This window comes from Saccharothrix sp. ALI-22-I (assembly GCF_001984175.1).
Classification (GTDB): Bacteria; Actinomycetota; Actinomycetes; order Mycobacteriales; family Pseudonocardiaceae; genus Actinosynnema.
The window spans coordinates 435326-457747 of the sequence record NZ_MTQP01000068.1; the positions used below are offsets into that span (position 1 = coordinate 435326).

Annotated in this window: 23 protein-coding genes; 12 read left to right on the forward strand and 11 right to left on the reverse strand. The window is 70.2% G+C overall.

Features of this window, described 5'->3' with window-relative positions:
- Position 1 precedes the first annotated feature (1 nt).
- Positions 2 to 1729, forward strand: a complete 1728-nt coding sequence (locus ALI22I_RS38735) for a methyltransferase domain-containing protein (protein ID WP_077010557.1) — start codon at positions 2 to 4, stop codon at positions 1727 to 1729.
- A 24-nt stretch (positions 1730 to 1753) separates the two neighbouring features.
- Here the strand turns inward: ALI22I_RS38735 and ALI22I_RS38740 are convergent, their stop codons facing one another.
- Complete coding sequence (locus tag ALI22I_RS38740) at positions 1754 to 3055, reverse strand: alginate O-acetyltransferase AlgX-related protein (protein ID WP_083752325.1); 1302 nt, start codon at positions 3053 to 3055, stop codon at positions 1754 to 1756.
- Positions 3056 to 3420: 365 nt separating this feature from the next.
- Between ALI22I_RS38740 and ALI22I_RS38745 the strand changes: the two genes are divergently transcribed.
- The gene (locus ALI22I_RS38745; protein WP_077010558.1) at positions 3421 to 3795 is read left to right on the forward strand and encodes a hypothetical protein; all 375 of its coding nucleotides are present in this window, start codon (positions 3421 to 3423) and stop codon (positions 3793 to 3795) included.
- Between the two features lie 126 nt (positions 3796 to 3921).
- On the opposite strand, the gene ALI22I_RS38750 is transcribed toward ALI22I_RS38745, so the two are convergent.
- Positions 3922 to 4581, reverse strand: coding sequence for a response regulator transcription factor (locus ALI22I_RS38750; RefSeq protein ID WP_077010559.1), 660 nt, complete (start codon positions 4579 to 4581; stop codon positions 3922 to 3924).
- On the reverse strand, positions 4478 to 5380 hold the full coding sequence (locus ALI22I_RS38755; protein ID WP_077010560.1) for a sensor histidine kinase: 903 nt from the start codon (positions 5378 to 5380) through the stop codon (positions 4478 to 4480). The genes ALI22I_RS38750 and ALI22I_RS38755 overlap by 104 nt, the downstream gene beginning before the upstream one ends.
- A gap of 327 nt (positions 5381 to 5707) precedes the next feature.
- Between ALI22I_RS38755 and ALI22I_RS38760 the strand changes: the two genes are divergently transcribed.
- Complete coding sequence (locus tag ALI22I_RS38760; RefSeq protein WP_077010561.1) at positions 5708 to 6034, forward strand: hypothetical protein; 327 nt, start codon at positions 5708 to 5710, stop codon at positions 6032 to 6034.
- A 96-nt stretch (positions 6035 to 6130) separates the two neighbouring features.
- Here the strand turns inward: ALI22I_RS38760 and ALI22I_RS38765 are convergent, their stop codons facing one another.
- Together ALI22I_RS38765 and ALI22I_RS38770 are read right to left on the reverse strand one after the other, a co-directional pair.
- Positions 6131 to 7921 carry a gamma-glutamyltransferase family protein gene (locus ALI22I_RS38765; protein ID WP_077010562.1) on the reverse strand — a complete coding sequence of 597 codons (1791 nt, stop codon included), beginning with the start codon at positions 7919 to 7921 and terminating at the stop codon, positions 6131 to 6133.
- An 85-nt stretch (positions 7922 to 8006) separates the two neighbouring features.
- Complete coding sequence (locus ALI22I_RS38770) at positions 8007 to 9317, reverse strand: UDP-glucose dehydrogenase family protein (RefSeq protein ID WP_077010563.1); 1311 nt, start codon at positions 9315 to 9317, stop codon at positions 8007 to 8009.
- Between the two features lie 282 nt (positions 9318 to 9599).
- On the opposite strand from ALI22I_RS38770, the gene ALI22I_RS38775 reads away from it, so the two are divergent.
- Positions 9600 to 10352 carry an SDR family NAD(P)-dependent oxidoreductase gene (locus ALI22I_RS38775; RefSeq protein ID WP_077010564.1) on the forward strand — a complete coding sequence of 251 codons (753 nt, stop codon included), beginning with the start codon at positions 9600 to 9602 and terminating at the stop codon, positions 10350 to 10352.
- Between the two features lie 63 nt (positions 10353 to 10415).
- Here ALI22I_RS38775 and ALI22I_RS38780 read toward each other — a convergent pair whose 3' ends face one another.
- A complete protein-coding gene (locus tag ALI22I_RS38780; protein ID WP_077010565.1) occupies positions 10416 to 12050 on the reverse strand; it encodes a TM0106 family RecB-like putative nuclease in 1635 nt (544 codons plus the stop codon).
- 134 nt (positions 12051 to 12184) lie between these two features.
- Between ALI22I_RS38780 and ALI22I_RS38785 the strand changes: the two genes are divergently transcribed.
- Positions 12185 to 12619 (forward strand): DUF6474 family protein, encoded by a 435-nt coding sequence (locus ALI22I_RS38785; RefSeq protein WP_077010566.1) that lies wholly within the window; start codon positions 12185 to 12187, stop codon positions 12617 to 12619.
- Here the strand turns inward: ALI22I_RS38785 and ALI22I_RS38790 are convergent.
- Positions 12600 to 14234, reverse strand: coding sequence for a BCCT family transporter (locus ALI22I_RS38790; RefSeq protein ID WP_443217017.1), 1635 nt, complete (start codon positions 14232 to 14234; stop codon positions 12600 to 12602). The two genes, ALI22I_RS38785 and ALI22I_RS38790, sit on opposite strands and share 20 nt — an antisense overlap.
- Positions 14235 to 14360: 126 nt before the next feature.
- On the opposite strand from ALI22I_RS38790, the gene ALI22I_RS38795 reads away from it, so the two are divergent.
- The 5 genes from ALI22I_RS38795 (at position 14361) to ALI22I_RS38815 (ending at position 17694) form a co-directional block, all read left to right on the forward strand.
- Positions 14361 to 14885: a hypothetical protein gene (locus tag ALI22I_RS38795; protein WP_083752327.1), complete on the forward strand. Its 525-nt coding sequence runs from the start codon at positions 14361 to 14363 to the stop codon at positions 14883 to 14885.
- Between the two features lie 48 nt (positions 14886 to 14933).
- Positions 14934 to 15692: a YcnI family copper-binding membrane protein gene (locus tag ALI22I_RS38800; protein ID WP_077010568.1), complete on the forward strand. Its 759-nt coding sequence runs from the start codon at positions 14934 to 14936 to the stop codon at positions 15690 to 15692.
- Positions 15689 to 16243, forward strand: a complete 555-nt coding sequence (locus tag ALI22I_RS38805; RefSeq protein WP_077010569.1) for a copper resistance CopC family protein — start codon at positions 15689 to 15691, stop codon at positions 16241 to 16243. Before ALI22I_RS38800 ends, ALI22I_RS38805 begins: the two co-directional genes overlap by 4 nt.
- On the forward strand, positions 16240 to 17262 hold the full coding sequence (locus ALI22I_RS38810) for a copper resistance D family protein (RefSeq protein WP_077010570.1): 1023 nt from the start codon (positions 16240 to 16242) through the stop codon (positions 17260 to 17262). Before ALI22I_RS38805 ends, ALI22I_RS38810 begins: the two co-directional genes overlap by 4 nt.
- 204 nt (positions 17263 to 17466) lie before the next feature.
- On the forward strand, positions 17467 to 17694 hold the full coding sequence (locus ALI22I_RS38815; RefSeq protein ID WP_077010571.1) for a hypothetical protein: 228 nt from the start codon (positions 17467 to 17469) through the stop codon (positions 17692 to 17694).
- A gap of 94 nt (positions 17695 to 17788) precedes the next feature.
- On the opposite strand, the gene ALI22I_RS38820 is transcribed toward ALI22I_RS38815, so the two are convergent.
- The 3 genes from ALI22I_RS38820 to ALI22I_RS38830 all read right to left on the reverse strand — a co-directional run bounded on the left by ALI22I_RS38820 (position 17789) and on the right by ALI22I_RS38830 (position 20411).
- Positions 17789 to 18082 carry a hypothetical protein gene (locus tag ALI22I_RS38820; protein ID WP_238598772.1) on the reverse strand — a complete coding sequence of 98 codons (294 nt, stop codon included), beginning with the start codon at positions 18080 to 18082 and terminating at the stop codon, positions 17789 to 17791.
- Positions 18083 to 18178: 96 nt separating this feature from the next.
- Positions 18179 to 19069: an aminoglycoside phosphotransferase family protein gene (locus ALI22I_RS38825; protein WP_077011149.1), complete on the reverse strand. Its 891-nt coding sequence runs from the start codon at positions 19067 to 19069 to the stop codon at positions 18179 to 18181.
- Positions 19070 to 19088: 19 nt separating this feature from the next.
- Complete coding sequence (locus ALI22I_RS38830) at positions 19089 to 20411, reverse strand: helix-turn-helix domain-containing protein (protein ID WP_238598773.1); 1323 nt, start codon at positions 20409 to 20411, stop codon at positions 19089 to 19091.
- A gap of 276 nt (positions 20412 to 20687) precedes the next feature.
- On the opposite strand from ALI22I_RS38830, the gene ALI22I_RS38835 reads away from it, so the two are divergent.
- On the forward strand, positions 20688 to 21011 hold the full coding sequence (locus ALI22I_RS38835) for a hypothetical protein (protein WP_077010573.1): 324 nt from the start codon (positions 20688 to 20690) through the stop codon (positions 21009 to 21011).
- 13 nt (positions 21012 to 21024) lie between these two features.
- A complete protein-coding gene (locus ALI22I_RS38840) occupies positions 21025 to 21387 on the forward strand; it encodes a hypothetical protein (RefSeq protein WP_077010574.1) in 363 nt (120 codons plus the stop codon).
- Positions 21388 to 21642: 255 nt separating this feature from the next.
- Here ALI22I_RS38840 and ALI22I_RS38845 read toward each other — a convergent pair whose 3' ends face one another.
- Entirely contained in the window at positions 21643 to 22407 is a 765-nt protein-coding gene (locus ALI22I_RS38845) for an SDR family NAD(P)-dependent oxidoreductase (RefSeq protein ID WP_238598774.1), read from the reverse strand.
- Positions 22408 to 22422: the final 15 nt, after the last annotated feature.

A 22422-nucleotide genomic window follows, 5' to 3' on the forward strand; every position in this document is an offset into this window, starting at 1 on the left:
CGTGAGCAACTACGAGTTCACCTTCAACGAGAACGGCCCCTACGGGGCGGCCGTCCGCCTGCTCTCCGACACCGATCCGGACGGCCGCGTGGTGCTCGACATCGGCTGCGGCGCCGCACCGGTGGCCGAGCCCCTGCGCAGCCGCGGCACCACGTACGTGGGTGTCGACATCGACGAGGAGTCGGTGCGCAAGCTGGCCGACCGGGGCTTCGAGAGCCACGTGGTCGACTTGGTGCAGCCGGGTCTGGAGCAGGTGCTGGACAAGATCCTCGACGGGCGGGAGCTGGCCGCCGTCCTGTGCCTGGACGTGCTGGAGCACGTGCCGGACCCGCGGGAGGTGCTGGAGCAGCTGACCGCGTTGACCAACGCGCACCCGGCCGCCGAGCTGGTGGTGAGCATCCCCAACGTCGCCCACGTGGACCTGGCCCGGCAGCTGCTGTCCGGCCGGTGGGACACCACCGACTCGGGCCTGCTGGACCGCACGCACCTGCGGTTCTTCACCGAGCGCACGTTGACCGAGCTCATGACGTCGACCGGGTGGTACGAGGCCGCGCGCGAGGACTTCCGGCTGGAGCGGTCCGACCAGCACCGGCCCGGACACCCGCTGTTCGAGCCGAAGGCGACGCTCGGCATGTTCGTGCGCCAGATCCGCGACGGCATGGACCCGCACGGCGAGGTCAACCAGTTCGTCCGCCGCTACCACCGCGGCGCGGCCCGGCGTCCGGTGGAGGTCGACGCCGAGGCGCCGTTCCTGAGCGTGGTGCTGCGCACCCAGGGCAAGCGGCCGGACTCGCTGATGGACGTGCTGTGCTGCCTGGGTGCCCAGACCGACCTCGACTTCGAGGTGGTGCTGGTGGTGCACGACTCGGCCCGGACGCGCGACGTCCGCGAGCTGGTCGACCTGTTCGAGGGCAACCTGTCCCACCGGGTGCGGGTGGTGGGTTGCGACGGCGGCACGCGCAGCCGTCCGGCCAACGTCGGCCTGCGTGCCGCGGCCGGCGAGTACGTCGTCTTCCTGGACGACGACGATTTCATCACCGCGAACTGGGTGGAGAACATCCGGGAGGGCGCGCGGACCGCGCCCGGCAAGGTGATCCGGTGGTGGGCCGCCGAGCAGCACCGCACCTGGCACGACGAGGGCGCGCTGGCCGTGCACACCGCGACCGGCCCGCTCACCCCGCAGTACGCGACGATGTTCGACCTGCCGCGGCACCTCCGGCAGAACGAGACGCCGTTCCACTGCTTCTCGTTCCCGCGGGTGCTGGTGGAGTTGGGCTTCGAGTTCGACGAGGCGTTGACGGTGTGCGAGGACTGGGAGTTCCTGGTGCGCGCGGCGTCGTTCTGCGGTGTGCACGACACCGAGCAGATGACCAGCGTCTACAACAGGTGGTCGCAGCGGACGTCGTCGCACGCGGTCGCGTCCGACGAGTGGACGGTGATGCGGTCGGTGGTGCACGTGGCGCTGGACGAACGCCCGCTGCTGCTGCCGCCGGGCAGTGTCCGCGACCTGGACCGGGCGCTGGAGCAGCACGAACTGGCGCAGCACCGGATCCAGGCGTTGGAGGCCGAGATCGCCTCGGTGCGGGCTCTCCTCGCGCACACCGAGCAGGTGTCGGCGAACGCGCACTACGCACTGGACGAGCTGCGCAGCTCCACGTCGTGGAAGGTCGGTGCGCCGGTCCGGGTGGCCGGTGCGGTGGCACGTCGGCTGCGTGGCAAGCGGCCTTAGCTGCTTTAGCTCGCCTTAGCCGCCTTAGCGGGGGTGCTTGGCCAGCTCGGACTTGAGCGCGTCGAGCGCCGTGCGGGACAGCACCGGGTTGATGCCGGACACGAGGCTGCGTTCGGCGGCCTGGATCACCACCACGTCGCTGTCGACCAGCACGTCCGCCACCTCCGCGACGCTGGTGCCCGCGGTATCGCTGTGCACGACGGTCAGGTCGGCGAACCCGCCGGTCAGGTACTGGGTGGCGAACAGCGTGAACGAGTCGGCGACCATGCCGACCTTCGCCTTCACCACGCCCTTGCCGGTGGCCCCGGTGAGCCGCAGCGGTTCCCGGAACGCCTTGTCGACGGTCCGGCTCTGCACGGTCTTGCCGTCGGGCGCGAGGTCGTAGGTCTGCAACGGGTTGTCGCCGGTCTTGCCGAGCAGCGGCGGCAGGTCGGCGTCGCGCCGCACGACCGTCGCCGGGGTGGCCTTCCACGACGCGGTGACGCCCGGCTCGACCTCCTCGGCGAGCGCCCGGGTCATCGCCAGACCGCCCTCGTAGGTCCAGTGGGTGTCGGTGCTGGGGTAGACCGGCGCGCCACGGCGGTCCGCCGCGACCCGGAGCGCGGGCCGGATGTCCAGCGCCTCCCCCTCCTCGACGGCCCGGCGCCAGAACGTGTCGTGGGCGTCCTTCAAGCACTTCGCGCCGACGAACTCGGCGGGCAGGTGCTCGGGCACCATCGTCGTCTTGTCGGGCGCGACCACCAGCACGAACTCCCGCCCGGACGACTCGACGGCCGCCCGCAGCTCCTTCATCGCGCCGATGACGTCGTCCATCGGGCGTTCGGGCAGGCACGCGCCGAGCACGTCGTAGCCGAGGTAGAGCCATCCGTCGGTGCCCTCGATGACCTTGGGGAAGCCCGCGGCGCGCAGCTTCTCGCGGTCCTCGTCACCGGGGTTCGGCACGGCCGCCTGGACGGGCTGGGTGTCGTGCCGCTGACCCAGTGGCGGCGGTTCGCCGAACAGGCCCCGGCTGATGCCGTCGGACGCGCGCACGGCGACGTCGCGCAACGGGAGGTTGTCGTCGGCCCACTTGGACAGGCCGGTGAAGAAACCCCAGCCGTCGGTGACCGACGGGAACTTGGCGGGTTCGCGGTTCTCGATCGAGGGTGGCCGCACGCCGACCACGAACAACAGCAGCGGGGTCACGAAGAAGACCAGCGCCGTGACGCCCGCCGCGCGTTGGTGCCCGCTGTGCCGTGGTCGGTAGAAGGCGTGCTCTTTGGGGAGCATCGACTCCGGCAACGGCGGCAGACCGGTCGGACGGCCGGCGCGCGGGTCGGTGCTCACGGCGAACAGCGTAGCCGGCGGACGAGTCACCCGTGGGTGTTCACCGGAAGGTGGGGATTGACGCGGCTCCGGTCGTGCAACCCGGCACGCATGGTGGGCGTCTCTTCGGGTGACACGAACACCCGAGCACCGGAGGAACCAGATGTGGCTCACTGTGAGCCTGGTCACTTTGGGGGCACTGGCGTTTTTAGTGCGAACCGTTCGGGTCCTGCGATCCGTATCGAAATCCGATGGTGGCGAACCCCGTATTGAGACCGCCCCACCGGTCTAGTCCCTATGGCGGATTGTCCGCTTGCCGTACGATCATTTCGGGTCGTACGGGCCTGTGCCTGCTAGGGGACCTCAGAGCAAGAGGTAGGTGCGTCATGGATCTCGCACTGAGCAAGGTCATCGAGCTGCGCGAAAGCGGCTTCCAGTTCCTCCACCTCCGGGACGAGGACGGACAGCTCGATCGCATCATGGCGTTCAAGCAGCGCAGAGGGTTCATCGACTCGATCCTGTTCTGGTCCGAGACCGAGGCCCGCGCGGGCCGGTTGCCGGCTGTTCGGGACAGTCAGCGGGCCGCCCAGGCGGTGTGGATTTACGAGGGACCGCTGGTCGAGGCCGTGGACCGGCTGTTGGACCTGCCGGAGCCGGGCACGCGCAACGCGCCCTCGCTGATGAAGCGGACGGCGTCGGACCTCGCGGTCGTGACGACGCTGCCGTTCAAGCTGAAGATCCCGCCCGGCGCGATCGCCTAGACATCTTTCGTTAACGTCACCCGCCGCACACAAATGCGGCGGGCTTTGGCGTTTCGGTCACTGTCCGTAATATTTGTTGATTTTCGTAAAGTTTCGACGCGGCAATGTCCGGTTAACCAGGAATATTCACCCTCGCCGGGGCGAGACCAATCCTGATTCGTAGGCGAGCACCACGAGTTGCGCCCGGTCCCGCGCGCCCAGCTTGGTCATGACGCGGCTGACGTGAGTGCGCGACGTCGCCGGGCTGATCACCAAGTGCTCGGCGATCTCCTCGTTGGACATTCCCGCGGCGACGAGCGCGAGGATTTCCCGCTCCCGCGCGGTGAGCTCTCGGAGGGCCTTCGGGTCGGGACGGCGGTGCTCCGGTCGGTTCGCGAACTCCTCGATCAACTTCCGGGTGACACTCGGTGCGAGGAGCGCCTCACCCTCCGCGACCACGGTGAGGGCACGGAGCAGCTCCACCGGATCGGTGTCCTTGAGCAGGAAGCCCGACGCACCGCTGCGCAACGCCTCGAACACGTACTCGTCCACGTTGAAGGTCGTCAGGACGAGCACCTTCACGTCCGGCAGCTCGGCGCAGATCTGCCGGGTGGCGACCAGACCGTCGGTACCGGGCATGCGGATGTCCATCACGACGACGTCCGGCCGGTGCTCGTGGGCCTGCCGCACGGCCTCCGCGCCGTCACCGGCCTCGCCGACGACCTCGAACCCGTCCTCGGTGTCGAGCAGCAGGCGGAAACCCGCGCGCACCAACGCCTGGTCGTCGGCCAGCACCACCCTGATCACCACGAACCTCCCACGGTAGGACTGCCCTGATTGCGAAGCCCTGGTTCGACGGTCCCGCTTCCAGCGTGCCGCCGAGCGCTTCCACCCGTTCCCGCATACCCCGGATGCCGATGCCCGCGCCCTGCGGCGGTTGATCGCCGTCGTCGGTGCCGTCGTCGGTGATGGTGAGGACCAGGGCGTCCTCGGTGTGCTCGAACGAGATGACGATCTCGGACGCGTTCGGCGCGTACCGCATCGCGTTGGTCAGCGCCTCCTGCACCACCCGGTACGCGGCGGCGTCGACCGGGGCGGGGAGCGTGCCGGGAGTGCCGACGACCTTGGCGTGCGGCACTGGTTTCACCAGCTCGTCGAGCCGGTCCAGGCTGGGCACCGGCGTGGTGCCCTCTCCGGTTCGCAGCACGCCGAGCGTCGCCCGCAGGTCGTCCAACGCGTGGCCGCTGGCTTCTTTGATCGCCTTGAGCGCTTTGACGGCCTCTTCGGGGCGCCGGTCGGCCACGTGCGCGGCGACGCCCGCCTGGACGTTGATCATGGCGAGGCTGTGCGCGACGACATCGTGAACCTCACGCGCGATCCGCAACCGTTCTTCTTCCACCTGGCGACTCCGCTGTTCGACGACCCGGGTGCGGCGCAGGGAGAACACGGCGATGGCGGGTGCGGCGATCAGCGGACCCCAGTGGCCGGTGACGTAGTAGAGCCACGTGGAACCGCCGGTCACCGCGATGACGGCGACCGGGAAGCGCTTGCGCCAGATCAGCGGCACGAACGTCGCCGCGAACCAGACCCACGCCAACCACGCCACGGGACGACGGTACGGGAGACCGACGCAGGTCAGCGTCCGCTCAAAAGCGTTTCACCGCCGTACGTCAGCCGTCGTACGCACCGTTCTTGGCCGCCGTCAGGAAGCCCGCCCAGTTCGGGAGCGCCACGGTTGGGCCGGCCGGGTTCTCAAGTCACGCCCCCGCACCGAGTGACCCGCCGGCGCGACTTCGACACCGACCGCTCCCCCTTCATCGGGAACCCGTCGCCGGGTCTGCACGGTGGGACGCCGCTGGACTGGGTGAACTATTCCACCCACCCGAGTTAGCGAGCTTGTACTAGGCACCCTGATTGCGAAACTTTCCGGCCCATGAACCTCAGGAGGACCATCGCGGGTGCTGCGGTCGGCCTCGGCGGCACCGCTGTCATGCTCGGCCTGGGCGGCACGGCGCACGCTGCCGACGCCGGCGCGCAGACGAGGCCGGACCTCGACTCCGAGTTGGGCAAGGTCGGGTCGATCGGTGACCTCGCCCGGCTCGACACGAAGGACCCGGGCGGCAAGCTCCAGGCCCTGAACTTCCAGGACCCCAGCGCCACCGCGTTGGTGCAGAACCTCGACGGCCAGGTCGTTCCCAGCCTCCTCGGCTACGACAACACCGAGGATCCGGCGAACCTGGAACTCGGTCCGGGCTCCTGACGAGCCCATCCAAGCCGGAACGGTCCCGGCCCCCTCCCCCTCGGGCCGGGGCCGTTCCAACCCCGATCCACCCGCGAGAAACGCCCGAGCACTCGGCTATCGGCCTACGGCGTAGCCCTGGGCGCCGCGTGGGTTGGCGGCGGCGCGGAGGAGGCCGTCGCGGGAGTCCCGTGCGACGGCGGACATCCGGCCGAGGGTCCAAGGGCCGGCGTCCACGACGGTGTGGCCGCGTTCGCGCAGTTCGTCCATGCCGTCGAACCGGGACTCGATCACTACCTCGCCCGGCGTCCACGATCGTGGGTAGAACGAGCTCGGGAACGCGTTGGTGTGCCACATCGGCGAATCGATCGCGGCCTGGAGGTTCATGCCGCCGACGGTGTGGGCGAGCCAGAAGCCGAGCTGCCACTGGTCCTGCTGGTCGCCGCCGGGGGTGCCGAAGGCCATCGCGGGCAGGCCGTCGTGCAGGGCCAGGGTGGGCGACAGGGTGATCCGGGGGCGCTTGCCGGGGGCCAGGGAGTTCGGCAGGCCTTCGTCCAGCCAGAACATCTGCGCCCGGCTGCCCAGGCAGAAGCCCAGGGACGGGATGGTCGGCGACGACTGCAACCAGCCACCGGACGGGGTCGCCGACACGATGTTGCCCCAGCGGTCGACCACGTCCACGTGGACCGTGTCGCCCCGGACCGCGCCGGCGCTGGAGACCGTGGGTTCGCCGAGCGCTCCGCCGCCATCTTTTCGGCTCGCAACGTGCGGACCGCGCAAGACGTGCGCGGGGAGCTTGACATCCGCGCGACAGGGTGAACCGGGTCGCAGTTCGAGTGAAGCGTGATCGGCAACGAGTTGCCGCCGCTCCGCCGTGTACTCCCTGGAAAGAAGCACGTCCAACGGCACTTCGCCGCTGTCCCCGTACCAGGCCTCACGGTCGGCGAACGCCAGCTTCGCGGACTCCACCGCCAGGTGCACGGTCTCCGCCGACGGCACGCCGTCCACATAGGACAAGCGGTCCGCGAACCCCTCCATCAGCAGCAGTTGCTGCAACAGCACCGGCCCCTGCGTCCACGCCCCGGGCTTCACCACGCTCCACGACCCGAAGTCCACCGACACGGCGTCCTCGTAGGTCGCCTCCCACGACGCCATGTCCTCGCCGGTCAGCACACCCGCGTGATCGGCGCCCGAGTCGTCCCGGTGCGCGATCCGGAAGAACTCGTCCACCTGCGCCGCCACGAACCCCTGCGACCACGCCCGCCGCCCGGCCTCGATCTGCGCCTCACGGGACGACCCCGCCGCCTCGGCCGCCGCGAGCAGCCACTCGAACGTGTCGGCCAGCTTGACGTTGCGGAACCGCGCCCCGGCCTCCGGCGGCTGCCCACCGGGCAACCACAGCGCCGCCGACGACGTCCAGTGGTCCCGGAACAGGTCCGCGACCGTCGAAATGGTGAACGCCGTCCGCTCCAGCAGCGGGAACCCGTCCCGCGCGTACCCGATCGCATAACCGAGGACATCGCGCAGGCTCTTGGTGCCGTAGTCGCGCAGCAAGGTCAGCCAGCCGTCCCACGCACCCGGCACGGTCGTGGCCAGCAGCCCGCTGCCCGGCACGAGGTCCAACCCGAGGGACCGGTAGTGCGCCACGGTCGCGCCGGCCGGTGCCACGCCCTGCCCGCACAGCACCCGCGGCACCGACTCGCCGGCCGCGGCGAACACCACGGGCACCTCGCCACCAGGCCCGTTGAGGTGGGGTTCCACCACTTGCAGCACGAAGCCGACGGTGACCGCGGCGTCGAACGCGTTGCCGCCGTCCTCCAAGATCGCCATGCCGGCACTGGACGCGAGCCAGTGCGTGGAGGCGACCATTCCGTGCGTGCCGACTAGTTCAGGGCGGGTGGTGAACATTTCGCCAACCTACGTGCACCAACCCGGTTTTGTTACCCCTGCTAACGAGACCGTGTCCTGAAGAACAGCTGAACCCGAATCACCTTCACATTGCCTGGTCGGGCACCCGGTCGGCCACCCGGAAGTCGCGTCCCAGCCCGTGCAGCACCAGCCCGGCCCGAGCCAACGCGTCCGGATCGAGGTGGTTGCGCGTGTCCAACACCGTCGAACCGGACATCAGCGACGCCGCCAGCGCCCAGTCCAACGTCCGGAACTCCGGCCACTCGGTCAGCAACACCACGGCGTCCGCACCACGCACCGCCGCATAAGGCGAGTCGACCACGGTCATCCCCACCAACGGCCGCGTGATCTCGGGGTCGTACGCGATCAGCTCCGCCCCCTCGAACGCCAGCAGCTCCGCCACCGCCAACGCGGGCGAGTCGCGCAGGTCGTTGGTCCCCGCCTTGAACGCCAGCCCGAGCACCCCGATCCGGGCACCGGCCAACGACCCGACCACCCGCCGGACCTTCTCCACGACCCGCTGCTGCTGCCGGGCGTTCGTCTCGATGGTGGCCTTGATCAGCGAGAAGTCGACGCCGACGGCGTCCGCGATCCGCACCATGGCGTGCGTGTCCTTGGGCAGGCACGACCCGCCCCAGCCCGGTCCGGGCTTCAGGAACGACTGGCCGATGCGCTTGTCGTAGCCCATGCCCTCGGTCACCGACGTGACGTCCGCGCCGACCAGTTCGCACAGCTCCGCGACCGCGTTGACGTAGGACAGCTTCATCGCCAGGAAGCAGTTGGCCGCGTACTTGACCATCTCCGCACTGGCCGCGTCCATCAGCACGGTGGGCGCGCCGAGCTTGGTGAACAGGGCCCCGACGCGTTCGGCGGCCTGCGGCGAGTCCGACCCGACCACGATGCGGTCGGGGTGCAGGAAGTCGCGCGCGGCGCTGCCCTCGCGCAGGAACTCCGGGTTGGAGACGACGGCGACGTCCTCCCGCCCGAGCAGCTCGGCGACCTTGATCGACGTCCCGACCGGCACGGTCGACTTGCACACGACGACCGCGCCATAAGGAAGGACGTCACGGATCTCCTGAGCCACCGCCTCCACCGCACTGAGGTCCGCCGCACCACCCGCACCCATGGGCGTCGGCAGGCACAGGAACACCACCTCGGCGTCGACCACGGCGTGCCGCGCGCCTTCCACGAACTCCAGCCGGCCGGCGGACTGGCCTTCCACGACCAGGTCGGCGAGACCGGGTTCGAGGATGTCGACCTGCCCGGCGCGCAGCCTGGCGACCTTCAGCGCGTCCACGTCGGCGCACACGACCCGATGCCCGAGGGAGGCGAGGCACGCCCCCGTCGTCAGGCCCACGTAACCGGTTCCCACGACCGCGATCCGTCGGACGAACATGCCGGTGACGGTGTCAGCTGAAGTTTGCCGCGGGTCAAACACCAGCTGTATGCGGAGAGTGAGGTGGGTAGTCCCCTGGGTGTACACGGAAACACCTCTCGCGGCGGACGCGGATTCGCCGTGACCAGGGCAAGGTCATGGGTATGGAACTCGTCGTGTTCTCGCTGCTGTTCGTGGGGCTGGCGCTGGTGGCGGCCGTGCCGTTGGTCGCATTGCTGCACTTCTCCGAGCGCCGGGGGCTGAACGACCGTTAACCTCCTGTCCCCAGGACAGGAGGATGTAATGGAGATCTCGGGTACCGCGGCGATCGTCACCGGCGGCGCGTCCGGTCTGGGCAACGCGACCGCGCGGGCTCTGGCGGCACGTGGTGCGACCGTGTTCGCGTTGGACCTCTCGATCGAGAACGCCCCGGAAGTCGAGGGCGTCACCTACCTCGCGGCGGACGTGACCTCGGAGCAGGATGTCCAGGCCGCCGTCGACACGGCCGCCGGTTCCGGTTCGCCGCTGCGGATCGTGGTGAACTGCGCGGGGATCGGTCCGTCCACGCGGACGGTCGGCAAGTCCGGCCCGCACCCGCTCGACCTGTACCGGAAGGTCATCGACGTCAACCTGGTCGGCACGTTCAACGTGCTGCGGCTGGCGGCGGCGGCGATGGGCAAGACCGAGGCGTTGGAGCACGGCCAGCGGGGCGTCGTGATCAACACGGCGTCGATCGCGGCGTTCGACGGGCAGGTCGGGCAGGTGGCGTACGCGGCGTCGAAGGCCGCGGTGGTCGGGATGACGCTGCCCGCCGCGCGTGACCTGTCATCGGTCGGGGTGCGGGTCATGACCATCGCGCCGGGCATCGTGGACACGCCGATGCTGGCCACCGTGTCGGACGAGTTCCGGGCCGGTCTCGCGGCGGGCGTGCCGTTCCCGAAGCGACTGGCGCAGCCGGCGGAGTACGCGCAGCTGGCCATCTCGATCGTCGAACACGACTACCTGAACGGCGAGGTCATCCGCATGGACGGCGCCTTGCGGATGGCGCCGCGGTGACATGGCCGCTGCTCCGCAGACGGCGGCTCGGTCGCCTGGAAGTCGCGACCTCGCGTTGAGGTGTTAGAGATCGCCGGCGAAGGGGAGGTCGTCCATGGCGTCCGACGTCATCCACTCCCTCAGCGTGTGGGTGGCGCGGACGTCGTCCTCGTTGTACTCCAGCAGTCGTCGGCGTTGGGCGGGGTTCGACGGTTGGCCGTCCATGCCGACGGCGTCGCGGTACCAGCGCATCGAGTTCTCGCCGCCGGCTTCCGGGTCGCGCCAGCGGAACCCGGCGACGGGGGCGATCGTCTTCAGACCCTTGCCGTGGGCGCACAGGAACTGCTCCTGCACGATGCCGAACAGGTCCACCCACGAGTCGGACGTGATGAACTCCCGCACCTGCGCCACGGTCGGGATGCCGGGCTGCCCCTTGAACCGCTCGGCCGACCCGAGCAGCCAGCGGTTCTCCGCGAGTTCGTTGTAGCAGTACGCCTTGAACGACAGGCCGCGCGCACGGGCGCGCAGCCGCACCCCGGTGAGCCAGCCCCAGAACTCGGCGAACGACCGGGCCTCGTCCGCGCAGGGCAGCGGGTCCCAGGTGGCGAACGCCCGGTAGCCGTACTCCTCGCCGACGTCCTGCCCGGACAGCCAGCAGCCCCACATGTACGCGCCGAGGTCGCCGAAGCTCTCCATGTCCACGTCGACCTCGACGTCGGCGCGCGGCACGTCCATCCTCGACACCCGCCGCACCACGGCGAGGTCGCGCAGCCAGGCGCGGGCCAGGATCACCGCGTCCGAGTACAGCATCCCGACCAGCGGGATGACCTGCTCGTCCGGGTCGAGCCGGGCCAGGTCGTCGACCGTGCCGACGCCGACCTTGCGCAGCGCCACGGCGTCCTCACCGCGCACGACGAGGCTGACGTCCCGTGCGGCCTTCAGGTCGGTCTCGCACACCGGCCACCACGGGCAGCTGCGGCACTCCACGATCCGGGAGGCGCGGGCCAGCGGGTCGGCGCCGGTGCTGGCGGCCGACGCCACGGCCAGCCGGTCGGAGAACCGGGTGTCGTACTCGGCCAGCGCGGTCCTGCCGCCCGGCCACGTCGGCGCTTCCAGGTCGTGCCACACGACGACGTCGGCGTCCATGCCGATCACGCCGCCGGTCGCACGGCCGCGCATGGCGAACCCGGCGGCTTGGAGCTGGCGTTGTGCGTGCGCCAACCGGAGCTGGTCGCGCGGCTGCGGCCGGACCTTGCGCAGCGGGTCGACGCGCGCGTTGCCCGGCAGCGGGTAGGACAGCGGTGACGTGCGCGCGCCCTGGCCGGGGTCGCTGACCTTGTGCCGGACCACCAGCACCGGCACGTACCCGGTGGCCTCCTTCACCAGCAGGTCGATGCCGCCGCGTCGGCCGCCCAGCGGGTCGCGCGGCAGGGCGGCGCCCCAGATGAACGGGATACCGGCCTGCATCGCGGCGGCCGTCACGCGTTCGCGGTCGGCCGACGGGACGTCCTGCGGGATCTCCATCAGGTCCGACCCGACGACCCGGCCCAACGCGGTGGCGACCGCGCGCCGGTGTTCGGTCGCGTCGGCCTTGCGCTGCTGACCGGTGGGATCCGGGGGCAGTTTGGGCACTTCGCGCATGGTCGGATCGTGTTCGAGGTGCACCCGCCGCCGGCAACGAGTGACCACACCGGCGTCGAGCTGCACCTGGGAAGTCACCAGTGCAGGGTATGACGCCGGGTGCGTGCTTGTACCGGCAACCTCGCGGAGTCGAGTCGATCTTTTGCCCCGACGGCTCTAGGGTCTGCGGTTGAGACCCCGGCGGAGCCCGGCGATCGGACTGAGGTGCGGCCATGGCGCGTGAGAAGAGCAGCAAGGGGTTCACCCCGGGCAGGGCGAAGAACCTCGTGGGCGTGGCCAAGGTGCTGGCGCCGGCGTTGATCCCGGTGGTGGCGCCGATCGCGGCCCGTGCCGCCGCACTGCTGAGCGACCGCTACGACCACTACCGGGCCGGACGGCTCGGTGTGCCGGTCGACCAGCTGACCCGGTACTCGGGCCGGGGCGCGAGCCTGCACGCCCGGATCGCCGGGTTCAGCGAAGCGCTCGACCAGTTGCGGGACACCGAGCGCAGCTACGTCGAGACCACCGAGAAGCGCCTGGCGCAGCTGCTGGCCGCGGTGCGGGCGTCGGAACGCATGCCCGCACCGCGGCGCAGGGCCGCTCACCGCGCCGTCGCGACCGACCTGGACGCGTTGGAAGCGGACCTGCTCAAACGCCTCGGCGTGTGAGCTGCTCCACCGCCCGGTAGGCGGTCTCCTCGGGGCCGAGCTGCGCGGTGACCTCTTCCATCACCTCGGCGACCCGTTCCTCGCGCCGGATCAGCGGGTCGCTGCGCAGGTCACGGGCCAGCGACACGCACAGCCCCACCATGACGACCATGAACGGCAGCGCGGCGATGATCGTCAGGTTCTGCAACCCGGTCAGCCCGCTCGAACCGCCGACCAGCAGCATCACCGCCGCGACGACGCCGGTGAGCACGCCCCAGAACACGACCACGCCCTTCGTCGGCCGGATCGAGCCGCGCTGCGACAACGTGCCCATCACGACGGAAGCGGCGTCCGCGCCGGACACGAAGAAGATCGCCACCAGCACCATCACCACCACTCCGGCGACCGCGGCCAGCGGGAACTGGTCGAGCAGCGCGAACAGCTGGCTCTCCGGTGAGGACGCGCCCGCGAGATCGGTGCCGGACCGTTGCACGAAGATCGCCGTGCCGCCGAACACGCAGAACCACCCCAGGCTGACCAGGCTGGGCACGCCGATCACGCCCGCGACGAACTGCCGGATCGTGCGGCCGCGGCTGATCCGGGCGATGAACATGCCGACGAACGGCGTCCACGAGATCCACCAGGCCCAGTAGAAGATCGTCCAGCCGGACAGCCACGTCTCGGTCGCGTCGCCACCGGACGCGGCGGTGCGGCCGGCCATGTCGGCCAGTTCGCGGAAGTAGTCGCCGATCGCGGTGGGCACCAGGTTGAGCACGAACACCGTCGGCCCGACCACGAACACGAACGCGGCGAGCACCAGGGCCAGCACCATGTTCGTGTTCGACAGCCACTGGATGCCCTTGGCCACACCGGACACCGCCGACGCGACGAACGCCATGGTCAGCACGGCGATGACGCCCACCAGCACGCCGTTGCCGACCTCGCCCAGCCAGCCGGCCACCTCCAGGCCGCTGCCGATCTGCAACGCGCCGAGGCCGAGCGAGGTGGCCGACCCGAACAGGGTGGCGAAGATCGCCAGCACGTCGATCGCCCGCCCGGCCGCGCCTTCCACCCGGCGCTGCCCGAGCAGTGGTGCGAACGCGGCGCTGATCAGCTGGCTGCGCCCGCGCCGGAAGCTGCCGTAGGCGATGGCCAGGCCGACGACCGCGTAGATCGCCCACGGGTGCAGCGTCCAGTGGAACAGGGTGGTGGCCATCGCGGTCTGCACGGCCTGGTCGGTGCCGCCGTCGACGGTGCCGGGCGGTGGGGTCACGAAGTGCGACAGCGGCTCGTTCACGCCGTAGAACATCAGGCCGATGCCCATGCCGGCGCTGAACATCATCGCCACCCACGAGACGGTCCGGAACTCCGGCGGCTCGTCGTCGCGGCCGAGCGGGATGCGGCCGTAGCGGCTCACCGCCAGCCACAGGGCGAACACCACGAACCCGGACGCGGTGAGCACGAACGCCCAGCCCAGGTTGCCGATGACCCAGTTCAGGGCTGTTCCGGACGTGGTCGCGAGGGACTGGGTGCCGAAAATGCCCCAACCGACGAACGCGAGCGTGACAGCGGCTGCCACACCGAACACGACCCGGTCCGTACGCCCGGGTCGGTCGGCCCGGGGATCACCGGGCAAAGGTTGGTTGACAGGTTTACTCTCGGTCGTCACGGGTATCTCCTTACCCCCGAACGGAGTACGGCAAACTCATACTTAACCGTGGGGACTCCCACGCGTGAGCTGCGACCTCCTACTCTCTGCCCTGTGACCGGTCAGCCCGCCTCCACCCGCTTCGCGCGGGCGGTGCTGTTGGCTGTCACGTCCGCCGCACTCAGCGTCACCGCGCACGGCGCCGCCGGCGGTTCGGTCACCGAGTTCGCGCCCGCGCTGCCGTTGACGGTGCTCATCGCGTTCGCGGGCACGGCGGTCGCCGAACGCGGACGCCGCCCGTGGACGACCCTGGCCACGCTCGGCGCCGCCCAACTCGGGCAGCACGCGCTGCTCAACCTCGGCCACCACACCGCCGACGGCCCCGGCCTCGGGTTCAGCCCGACCGCCATGACCGCCGCGCACGTGGTCGCCGCGCTCCTCACCGGCCTGCTGCTGGCCAGGGCCGACGCCACGCTGCACGCGCTGGTCACGGCCGTCTCCCGGCTGCTGCCGCGACCCCTCACCCCGGTCGTGCCGGTCGGGGTGCTGTGGTCGCTCACGCCGGCGCCATCCGCGAACACGCTGGTCGCGGTGTTGTTGCGGCGGGTGCACGGCCGCCGTGGTCCTCCTAGCTCCTGATCACCCGAGTCCCAGCACACACCCTCAGGTTTCAGGAGCCCCAACTTCATGTCGACAAATCGATTTGGCGTGCGCACGCTCGCCAAGGGCGGCGCCGTGCTCGCGACCGCCGCGATCCTCTCGCTGACCACCGCCGGACTCGCGTCCGCGCACGTCACCGCGTCCACGCCGAAGGACGCCGTGCAAGGTGGGTACACCAAGGTCACGCTGCGCGTGCCCAACGAACGCGCCGACGCGGGCACGGTGAAGCTGGAGCTGACCCTGCCCGCCGAGTACCCGCTGGCGTCGGTGAGCACCAAGCCGACGCCCGGCTGGAAGGTCGAGGCGGTGAAGGAGAAGCTGGCCACGCCGGTCAAGAGCCACGGCCGCGACGTCACCGAGGCCGTGCGGACGGTCACGTGGACGGCGGAGCCGGGCACCCGCATCGAGCCGGGCCAGTTCAACGAGTTCGACCTGTCCGTCGGGCCGCTGCCGGACAACACCGAACAGCTGGTCCTGCCGACCAAGCAGACCTACGACAGCGGTGAGGTCGTCGACTGGAACGCCCCGCCGCCCGCCGAAGGCGCCGAGGAGCCGGAACGCCCCGCGCCCGTGCTGAAGCTCGTCGCTTCGACGGAGGGTGACGCCCACGGCACCGCCACGGCGGTCGCCACGGCGGACACCGGCCACAGCGCGGCGGCGGCGGCTTCGACCGACGACACCGCCCGCTGGCTGGGTGGCGCCGGTCTGGCGGTCGGCGCGCTGGGTCTCGGCTTGGGTGCGGGCGCCGTGCTGCGGTCCCGTCGCGCGGGCAAGCCGACGGCATGAGGCGCGTCGTCTCGCTCCTGCTGACCGGCCTGGTCGCGGGCGCGGTCGTGCTCGGCACGGCCACACCGGCGTTCGCGCACAACTCGCTGGTCAGCAGCGACCCCAAGGACGGGTCGCAGCTGGAGGCCGGACCGACGGCGATCACGCTGACCTTCGACCAGCCGGTGCAGGCCGGGGAGAAGTTCAACACGATCACCGTCACCGGCCCCGAGGGCACGCGCTGGGAAGCGGAGGGCGAGCCGACGGTGACGAACAACAGCGTCGTGTTCCCGGTCCGCCCGCTGGGACCGGCCGCCGAGTACACGATCGGCTACCGGATCCTCTCGGCGGACGGACACCCGGTGACGGGTTCGCTCAAGTTCGCCCTGACCAAGGCGGGCGACGGCACGCCCGCGCCCGCCGCGGCGGCGGCCACCCCTGACTCCGGGTCCACGTCGTCCGGTGCGGGCGGCGTGCCCATCTGGGTGTGGATCGCGGGCGCGGTCGTGCTGCTGGGCGGCGGCGCGTACCTCGCCCAGCGCGGGGGGCCGAAGGAGAGCACCAAGCGATGACGGTGAACCGGACCACCACCGCCACGAACAGGTACTGGATCGTCGGCGGCCTGCTGGCAGGCGGAGCCTTCGGCGTGTTCCTGGGACTGGGCCTGTCCAGCACACCGGAAGCGGTGGGCGTGGCCGAGCCCGGGGTGGTGGTCCGGTTCGCCCACCCGTTGGTGCGGACGCTGCTGGACCTGGCCGCGACGATCGTCGTGGGCCTGTCGCTGCTGCCCAAACTGCTCGGCTTCAGCCGCCCGACCCTCACCGAACCGGTGATGCGCATCGCCAGACCGGCCGCGGTGATCGCCGCGGCGGTGTGGGCGTTCACCGCACTGCTGTCCATCGTCATCCGCGCGTACGAAACCCGACCGGACGCGAACCTGACCATGCCGATGGTCGTGGATTACGTCCAACGCGTGGGCGCGGGCCAAGGGCTTTTGTTCAGCGCGGTGTGCGCCATCGCGTACCTGTGGGTCGGCGCGATGGCGGTACGCCGAGGTGAATCCGTGCCGGCGGAGTTGCGCATCCTGATCGCCATGTTCGGGTTGTTGCCGCTGCCGGTGACGGGTCACGCGTCGAACTGGAAGTACCACGACTACTCGATGATCTCGATGGAGCTGCACGTTCTCGGTGCGGCCGCGTGGACCGGCGGTTTGGCGGCGTTGATCGTGCTGGTGGCACACCGGCGCGGATTGCTGGCGGACGCTCTGCCGAAGTTCTCGAAACTGGCGACGATCGCCCTGATCCTGGTGTCCGCGACCGGTTTGTTCAACGGTCTGCTGGAGTTGGCGCTGAACCCGGTCGTCGCCCTGCCGGCTTCCCTTTTCACCACGTCGTACGGCTTGGTCCTGATCGGCAAAATCGTGTGCGCCGGACTCCTGGCCGCCCTCGGCGCGAACATCCGCTGGCGCCTGCTGCCCCACATCGCCCAGCACAAGACGACGGCGATCGTCACGTGGGCCGCGGTGGAGCTCGCCATCATGGGTATCGCATTCGGATTGGCAGTCATCCTCTCCCGCGCGCCGGTCTCCTGACGTGTGATCGAACGGGGTGTGCGGGACTGTCCCGCACACCCCCAGCCCTTGTCGGCCCCCTGTTCGGACAGCTTGCCTCTGGTCGAGAGATTCCGATCAGAAGGGGCATCCGATGCCACGCCGACAAATCCCCTGCCGCCGCACCGCGCCGCCGCGTGCACACCCGACGGAGGAAACGCCGTCGCACGAGAACCCGGCCAAGACATGGCTGGTGTTCGCCGCGTTCGCAGTGGCCGGGACGGCCGGACCGAGGTGGTCGGCAGCCACGACAAGATGCCGAACCACGAGATGTGGCGCGAGGACACCTACTCGAACGGCAAGAAGAGCCACAAGATGATCTTCTCCCACAAGCTGGTCTCGCCGACCTGCCTGGTCAACTACGCGGATGAAGTCGCCTGCAAGGGCCTGCAGCGGGTCGACATCACCAAGTGAGCGCCAGGGGAGTCGGCGAGGGCGTCGACTCCCCTCTGGCACGGACGGTCATCGGCGAGTGGTCCGTTCGGTGCGACGAGCTGCGCCGAACGTCCTAGTCGCTGACCAGTCGGGCGGAAGGGTCCTCGCGGAGGCGGATCAGCTCGGACATCGCGTCCTTGCCCCGCCGTTCGAGCTCCTTGGCGTCGATCCACCCGTTGGCGAAGTACCGGTAGTCCTGGGCCAGCTTCACCAGTTCGGCCAGGTAGTTCGCGGAACGGCGGCGGCGCTGCTCGTCGAACGACGCCAGCAACGGCAGCTGCGTGTCCACGACCTCGTCCAACATCCGGGCGGCGTCCATGGCACGCCTGACGCGCCGCCGCTTCACACCCAGCAGGTTCCCGACCACGTGCACCTCGCCCGACCCACGTCACGCATCCCGTCGATGCCTCAGTCGTAAGACGCGCGAGGAGTGTTACCGGTTCGTTCCCCCATACCCCTGGATTCAGCGGTAGGGGGTCCAGCGGGTCTTGGTGTCGTTCGCGCGCAGCGCCTTGAGCCGGCTGTGCAGCTCGTCGCGCACGTCGGGGTGGCTGCGCATGATCGGCAGCACGCTCGTGGTCAGCTTCAGCTCCCGGACCTCGCGCAACACCGCGAAGCCGGCCCACCGCGTGACGTCGAAGCCGTACTCGTCGGCCAGCTGCCGGTACCACTCGACGGGGTGGCCGAAGCGGGCCACGCCGACCGGCAGGGTGCTCAGGTCCCACTCCCGCGGACCGAGGCTGGTGGAGTCGAAATCGCAGATCACCGGGCCGTCCGGGCTGGGGATCAGGTTCCCGAGGTGCGCGTCGCCGTGCACCACGCCCTGCGGCAGCACGGTCCGCAGGCCGGCCAGGCCCTGCTCCACCTCGGCGCACCGGTACTCCAGGAACCGGCGGTCCGGTGCGGACAGCTCCTCGGCGTCCGCGATCCGCCGCCGCACGTCGTCCAACGGCGTCCACCGCGGCAACTCGAACTCCGGCACGGGCAGCGCGTGCACTTGGCGCAACACCCGGCCCAGGTCACGGCCGTCGACGGGCCTGCCGCAGGACGGCACGGTGTGCCACAAGGTGGCCAGGTGTTCGCCGACGACCAACGGCTGGGGCACGTCCTCGACCAGCCGGACCGCGGGCACGTCGTGCGAGGCCAGCCACCGCGCGACCTCGACCACCTTGTGCGCCCGGTGGCGCAGCTTCATCGAACCGACGATCCGGACCACGACCCGGTCGACGGGCAGGTCGAACACGGCGTTGCTGGTGAACTTCACGAGCCGCGCGCCGTGGTGCGCCAACCCCAGCTGTGCGCACAGCCGTTGCAGCACGGCGGTCAACGCGGTGGGGGTGAACCTGCCGTCCAGGAGCGCGACCCCCCGCGGCTCAGGCCGCGCTGTCGTTACCGGTGAACTTGGCAAGGCGTTCCGCGAGCTCACGTGCGTCGGGGTTGTTGCGGCGGCGCTCCGCCTCGTGCTGCAGCGGCTTCATCCGGTCCTTGGTGCGGACCGACTTCAGGCCCTCGGACAGCTCGATCGCCTGGCGGCCGAGACGGGCGCCGTGGTCGATGTCGCCGTCCAGCAGGTGGTTGATCGACAACGAGGTGAGGTTGAACGACCGGCTGCGGGTCATGTCCTCGCCGTAGCCGCCGATGGCCTTGGTCAGCGCGGGCACCGCGGTGCGCGTGTACTTCACGTCCACGGTCTGCGCCAGCTCGGTGTGCACCGTGCCGATCATCGCGGACAGGTCGTTGGCGTCGAAGAACTTCGCCCAGGCCGGCGCCTCGCCGATGTTCGCGCGGGCGAACTCGTCGCGCGCGCGGCCGAGCAGCTTGAGCGCCTGGTCGTCGGAGCCCATCTTCGCGTAGGCCCACGCCTCGTTGGCGCACAGGATGCCGACGGCGAGTTCCGAGCCGGAGTTCTGCGCGGCCAGCTGGCCGAGCTGGAACACCTTCAGCGCGTCGTCCGGGGCGTTCTGGTGCAGGTAGACGCGGCCCATCCGGTACAGGATGTTGGCCACGAGCTCTTCCTTGCGCCCCTGCTTGGCCAGCCCCAGGGCCTGGCCGAAGTGGTTGCGGGCGGAGTCGTACAAGCCGGTGTCGAACGAGGTCCAGCCGGCCAGGTTGTGCAGGTCGGCGAGCGCGACGTAGAGCCGCTCCTTGACCAGCTCGGTGGCGTTCGCGCCGAGCATCTGCTGCCCCCACGACAGCTGTGCCACGACCGCGTCGCGACAGGAGCCGCCGCCGTACTGGTAGTCCAACGTGCGCAACGCCCTGGTGGCCGCTTCGACCTGTCGGACGTCGGTCATGCCGATGCGGCCAGGGGCCGGAGTCTGCGCGGGCGACGAAGCCCAAGACCCGGAGTCCGTACCGAACACGGCCGCGCCGACGGTGATGGCGGCGGCGTGCGCGAGGAACTTCCTTCGCTTCACCGACTCGTCCTCCTCAGAATGGGGTGCCTCCGCTGTGGCGGCCACCCGCACTGCCGTGGCCTCGTCGTAAGCGAGGCCCATGTACCCCCTTGGAACACCCAAGCCGGCGGCGATCCGCGCGAGGACGTCGTAGGCCATGACCTGGCGTCCCTTGAGGATCTCCGAGACTTCGGACTGCGATTGGCCCGTCAGCGCCGCGATCTGGCGCTGCGACACGCCGTGCCGTCGGAGCAGGCGGTAGACCGCACTGATCTCTCGTCTGGCCAGCGCGTCCCGCATCTCCTGTTGGTCCCAGACGTCTGGTGTAACAGGAGAGCTTGGCGAACCGATGGTGTTCAATTGCGCCCCCTCACAGTCCTTTGGGCGTCAACGGCAGAGTAGGGGCACTTCCCCGACTGCGAGAAGTACCGATCGGCGAGGCTGATCGGCCCTGCCGAACTCCACTGACCGCTTACCGTGGAACGACCACCGGCCAGCGCTATGACGTCCCGATCCGGGTTGAATCATCGCAATCTAGGTTCCGGTAAGCGAGTGAGCACGGAGAGGAACTTGGCTGTGGACCTGATCGAGCGGGCGGTGACCACCACTGGTGGACCGGCAGCGCCTGCCGTCGCCACGGCCGCCTCCACTCCGGCTTCCCAGTCCGTCCAGGAGTCGACCGACCTCGGCTCCGGATGGCGCGGCACGACCGGGCACCGTCGCTGGTGGCGTATTCGTTGCAGCGACGTGGTCGACCGGGAGCGCTGCCTCACCGTGCTGGTCGACCAGGGCCGTGTGGTCCTGGTCGGTCCGCCGGGTGAGACGGCGGTCCTTTCGGCCGACCAACTCGTACAACTCAAGGCCGCGCTACGTGAGGCCGCCGAGCAGGCGGAAAGGTGACGGTGACGTTTCGGTGGACGAGATCCTCGGACAAGTTCTTCGCAACGCGGTGTGGGAGCGGTTGGACCTGCTCACGGAGCTGGCCAACGAAGCCGACGCCCCGTCCCTCCTGTCTGTGGCACGTTCCGAGCTCCCTCGGTTGACCGAGGGCTGGCGGGCCCTGCTCGCCGCGCACGAACCGGATGACAAGGGCAACTGCCCCGAGTGCTCCGGTCGTTGGCGGCAGCAGAAGAGCCCGTGCTCGGTGTGGCGCGCCGCGTACGAACACCTGGTCGCGGGCGGTTTGGCCCCGCGCCCGGCTCGACACCTCCGCTCGGCGCCGGTGACCCCTCCTGTCACCCGGACGCGGCGGGGAATGGTGGTTCGAGCCCACTAACGGGCGGCCCCGACCTGTCGTTCCCCCGACGCGACGAGGTCGAGCACCCGCCTACTGGCCGGCGGTCCGGGACGTGCGAACCCCCGACCGCGACGAACGGACCGCCGGCCAGCTAACCAGCACGACAACTACACACAGACAGCCGCGGGCCGGTGTTGTGCACACCTTCCCTCCCCGACCGACACTGGTCCGCGGGCACCACTTCGGCCCCGATGTCCGCCCCTCCCGCGCGGATATCGGGGCCGTTTCGCGTGGTCAGCGGTGTGTGCCGGTCCGCCAGGTCAGGTAGCCGGTGAGTCCGGGGAACAGCCGACCGGAGAGTTCGAACGCCTTGAGCTGCCACGGGAACACCACTTCGTCCCGCTCCCGCTCGACGGCCCACGCGATCTTCGCCGCCACCACCTCCGGCGTCACCGTCGGGATGACCCTGGCCAGGGCCGGGATCCGGTCCTCCGCGCCGGGGTTGTTGACGAAGTACCGGCTGCTCACCTTGCCCGGCACGACCTCGCTCACCCCGACCCCGGTGCCACGCAGGTCCATCCGCAACGCCGCCGTCATCCCGCGCAACGCGTAACGGGCCGCCGCGTACCCGGTCGCACCAGGAATCGGCAGGCGGGACACCGGCGAGTTCACGTTGACCACCCGCCCCGATCCCCGCGCCCGCATACCGGGCAGGAATTCCCTGGTCAGGTGCAGTGCCGCGGTGAACGGCAGGGCGATCATCCCGGCCAGCTCGGGCGTCGGGGTGTCGTCCAGGAACAACCAGCGGCCGACACCGGCGTTGTTGACCAGCACATCCGGCACGCCGACCTCCGCGACCACCTTGTCGGCGAGCGCGTAGATCTGGTCGACGTCCGCGAGATCCGCCGGTACGGCCACCGCACGCCCGCCGGTCGCCGTGATCCGTTCGACCTGCTCATCGAGCGCTTCACCGCTGCGTGCCACGAGCACGACAACCGAACCACGCCCCGCGAGCGTCAGGGCGGTCGCCGCACCGATGCCCTGGGACGCACCGGTCACCACGACCGTCTTACC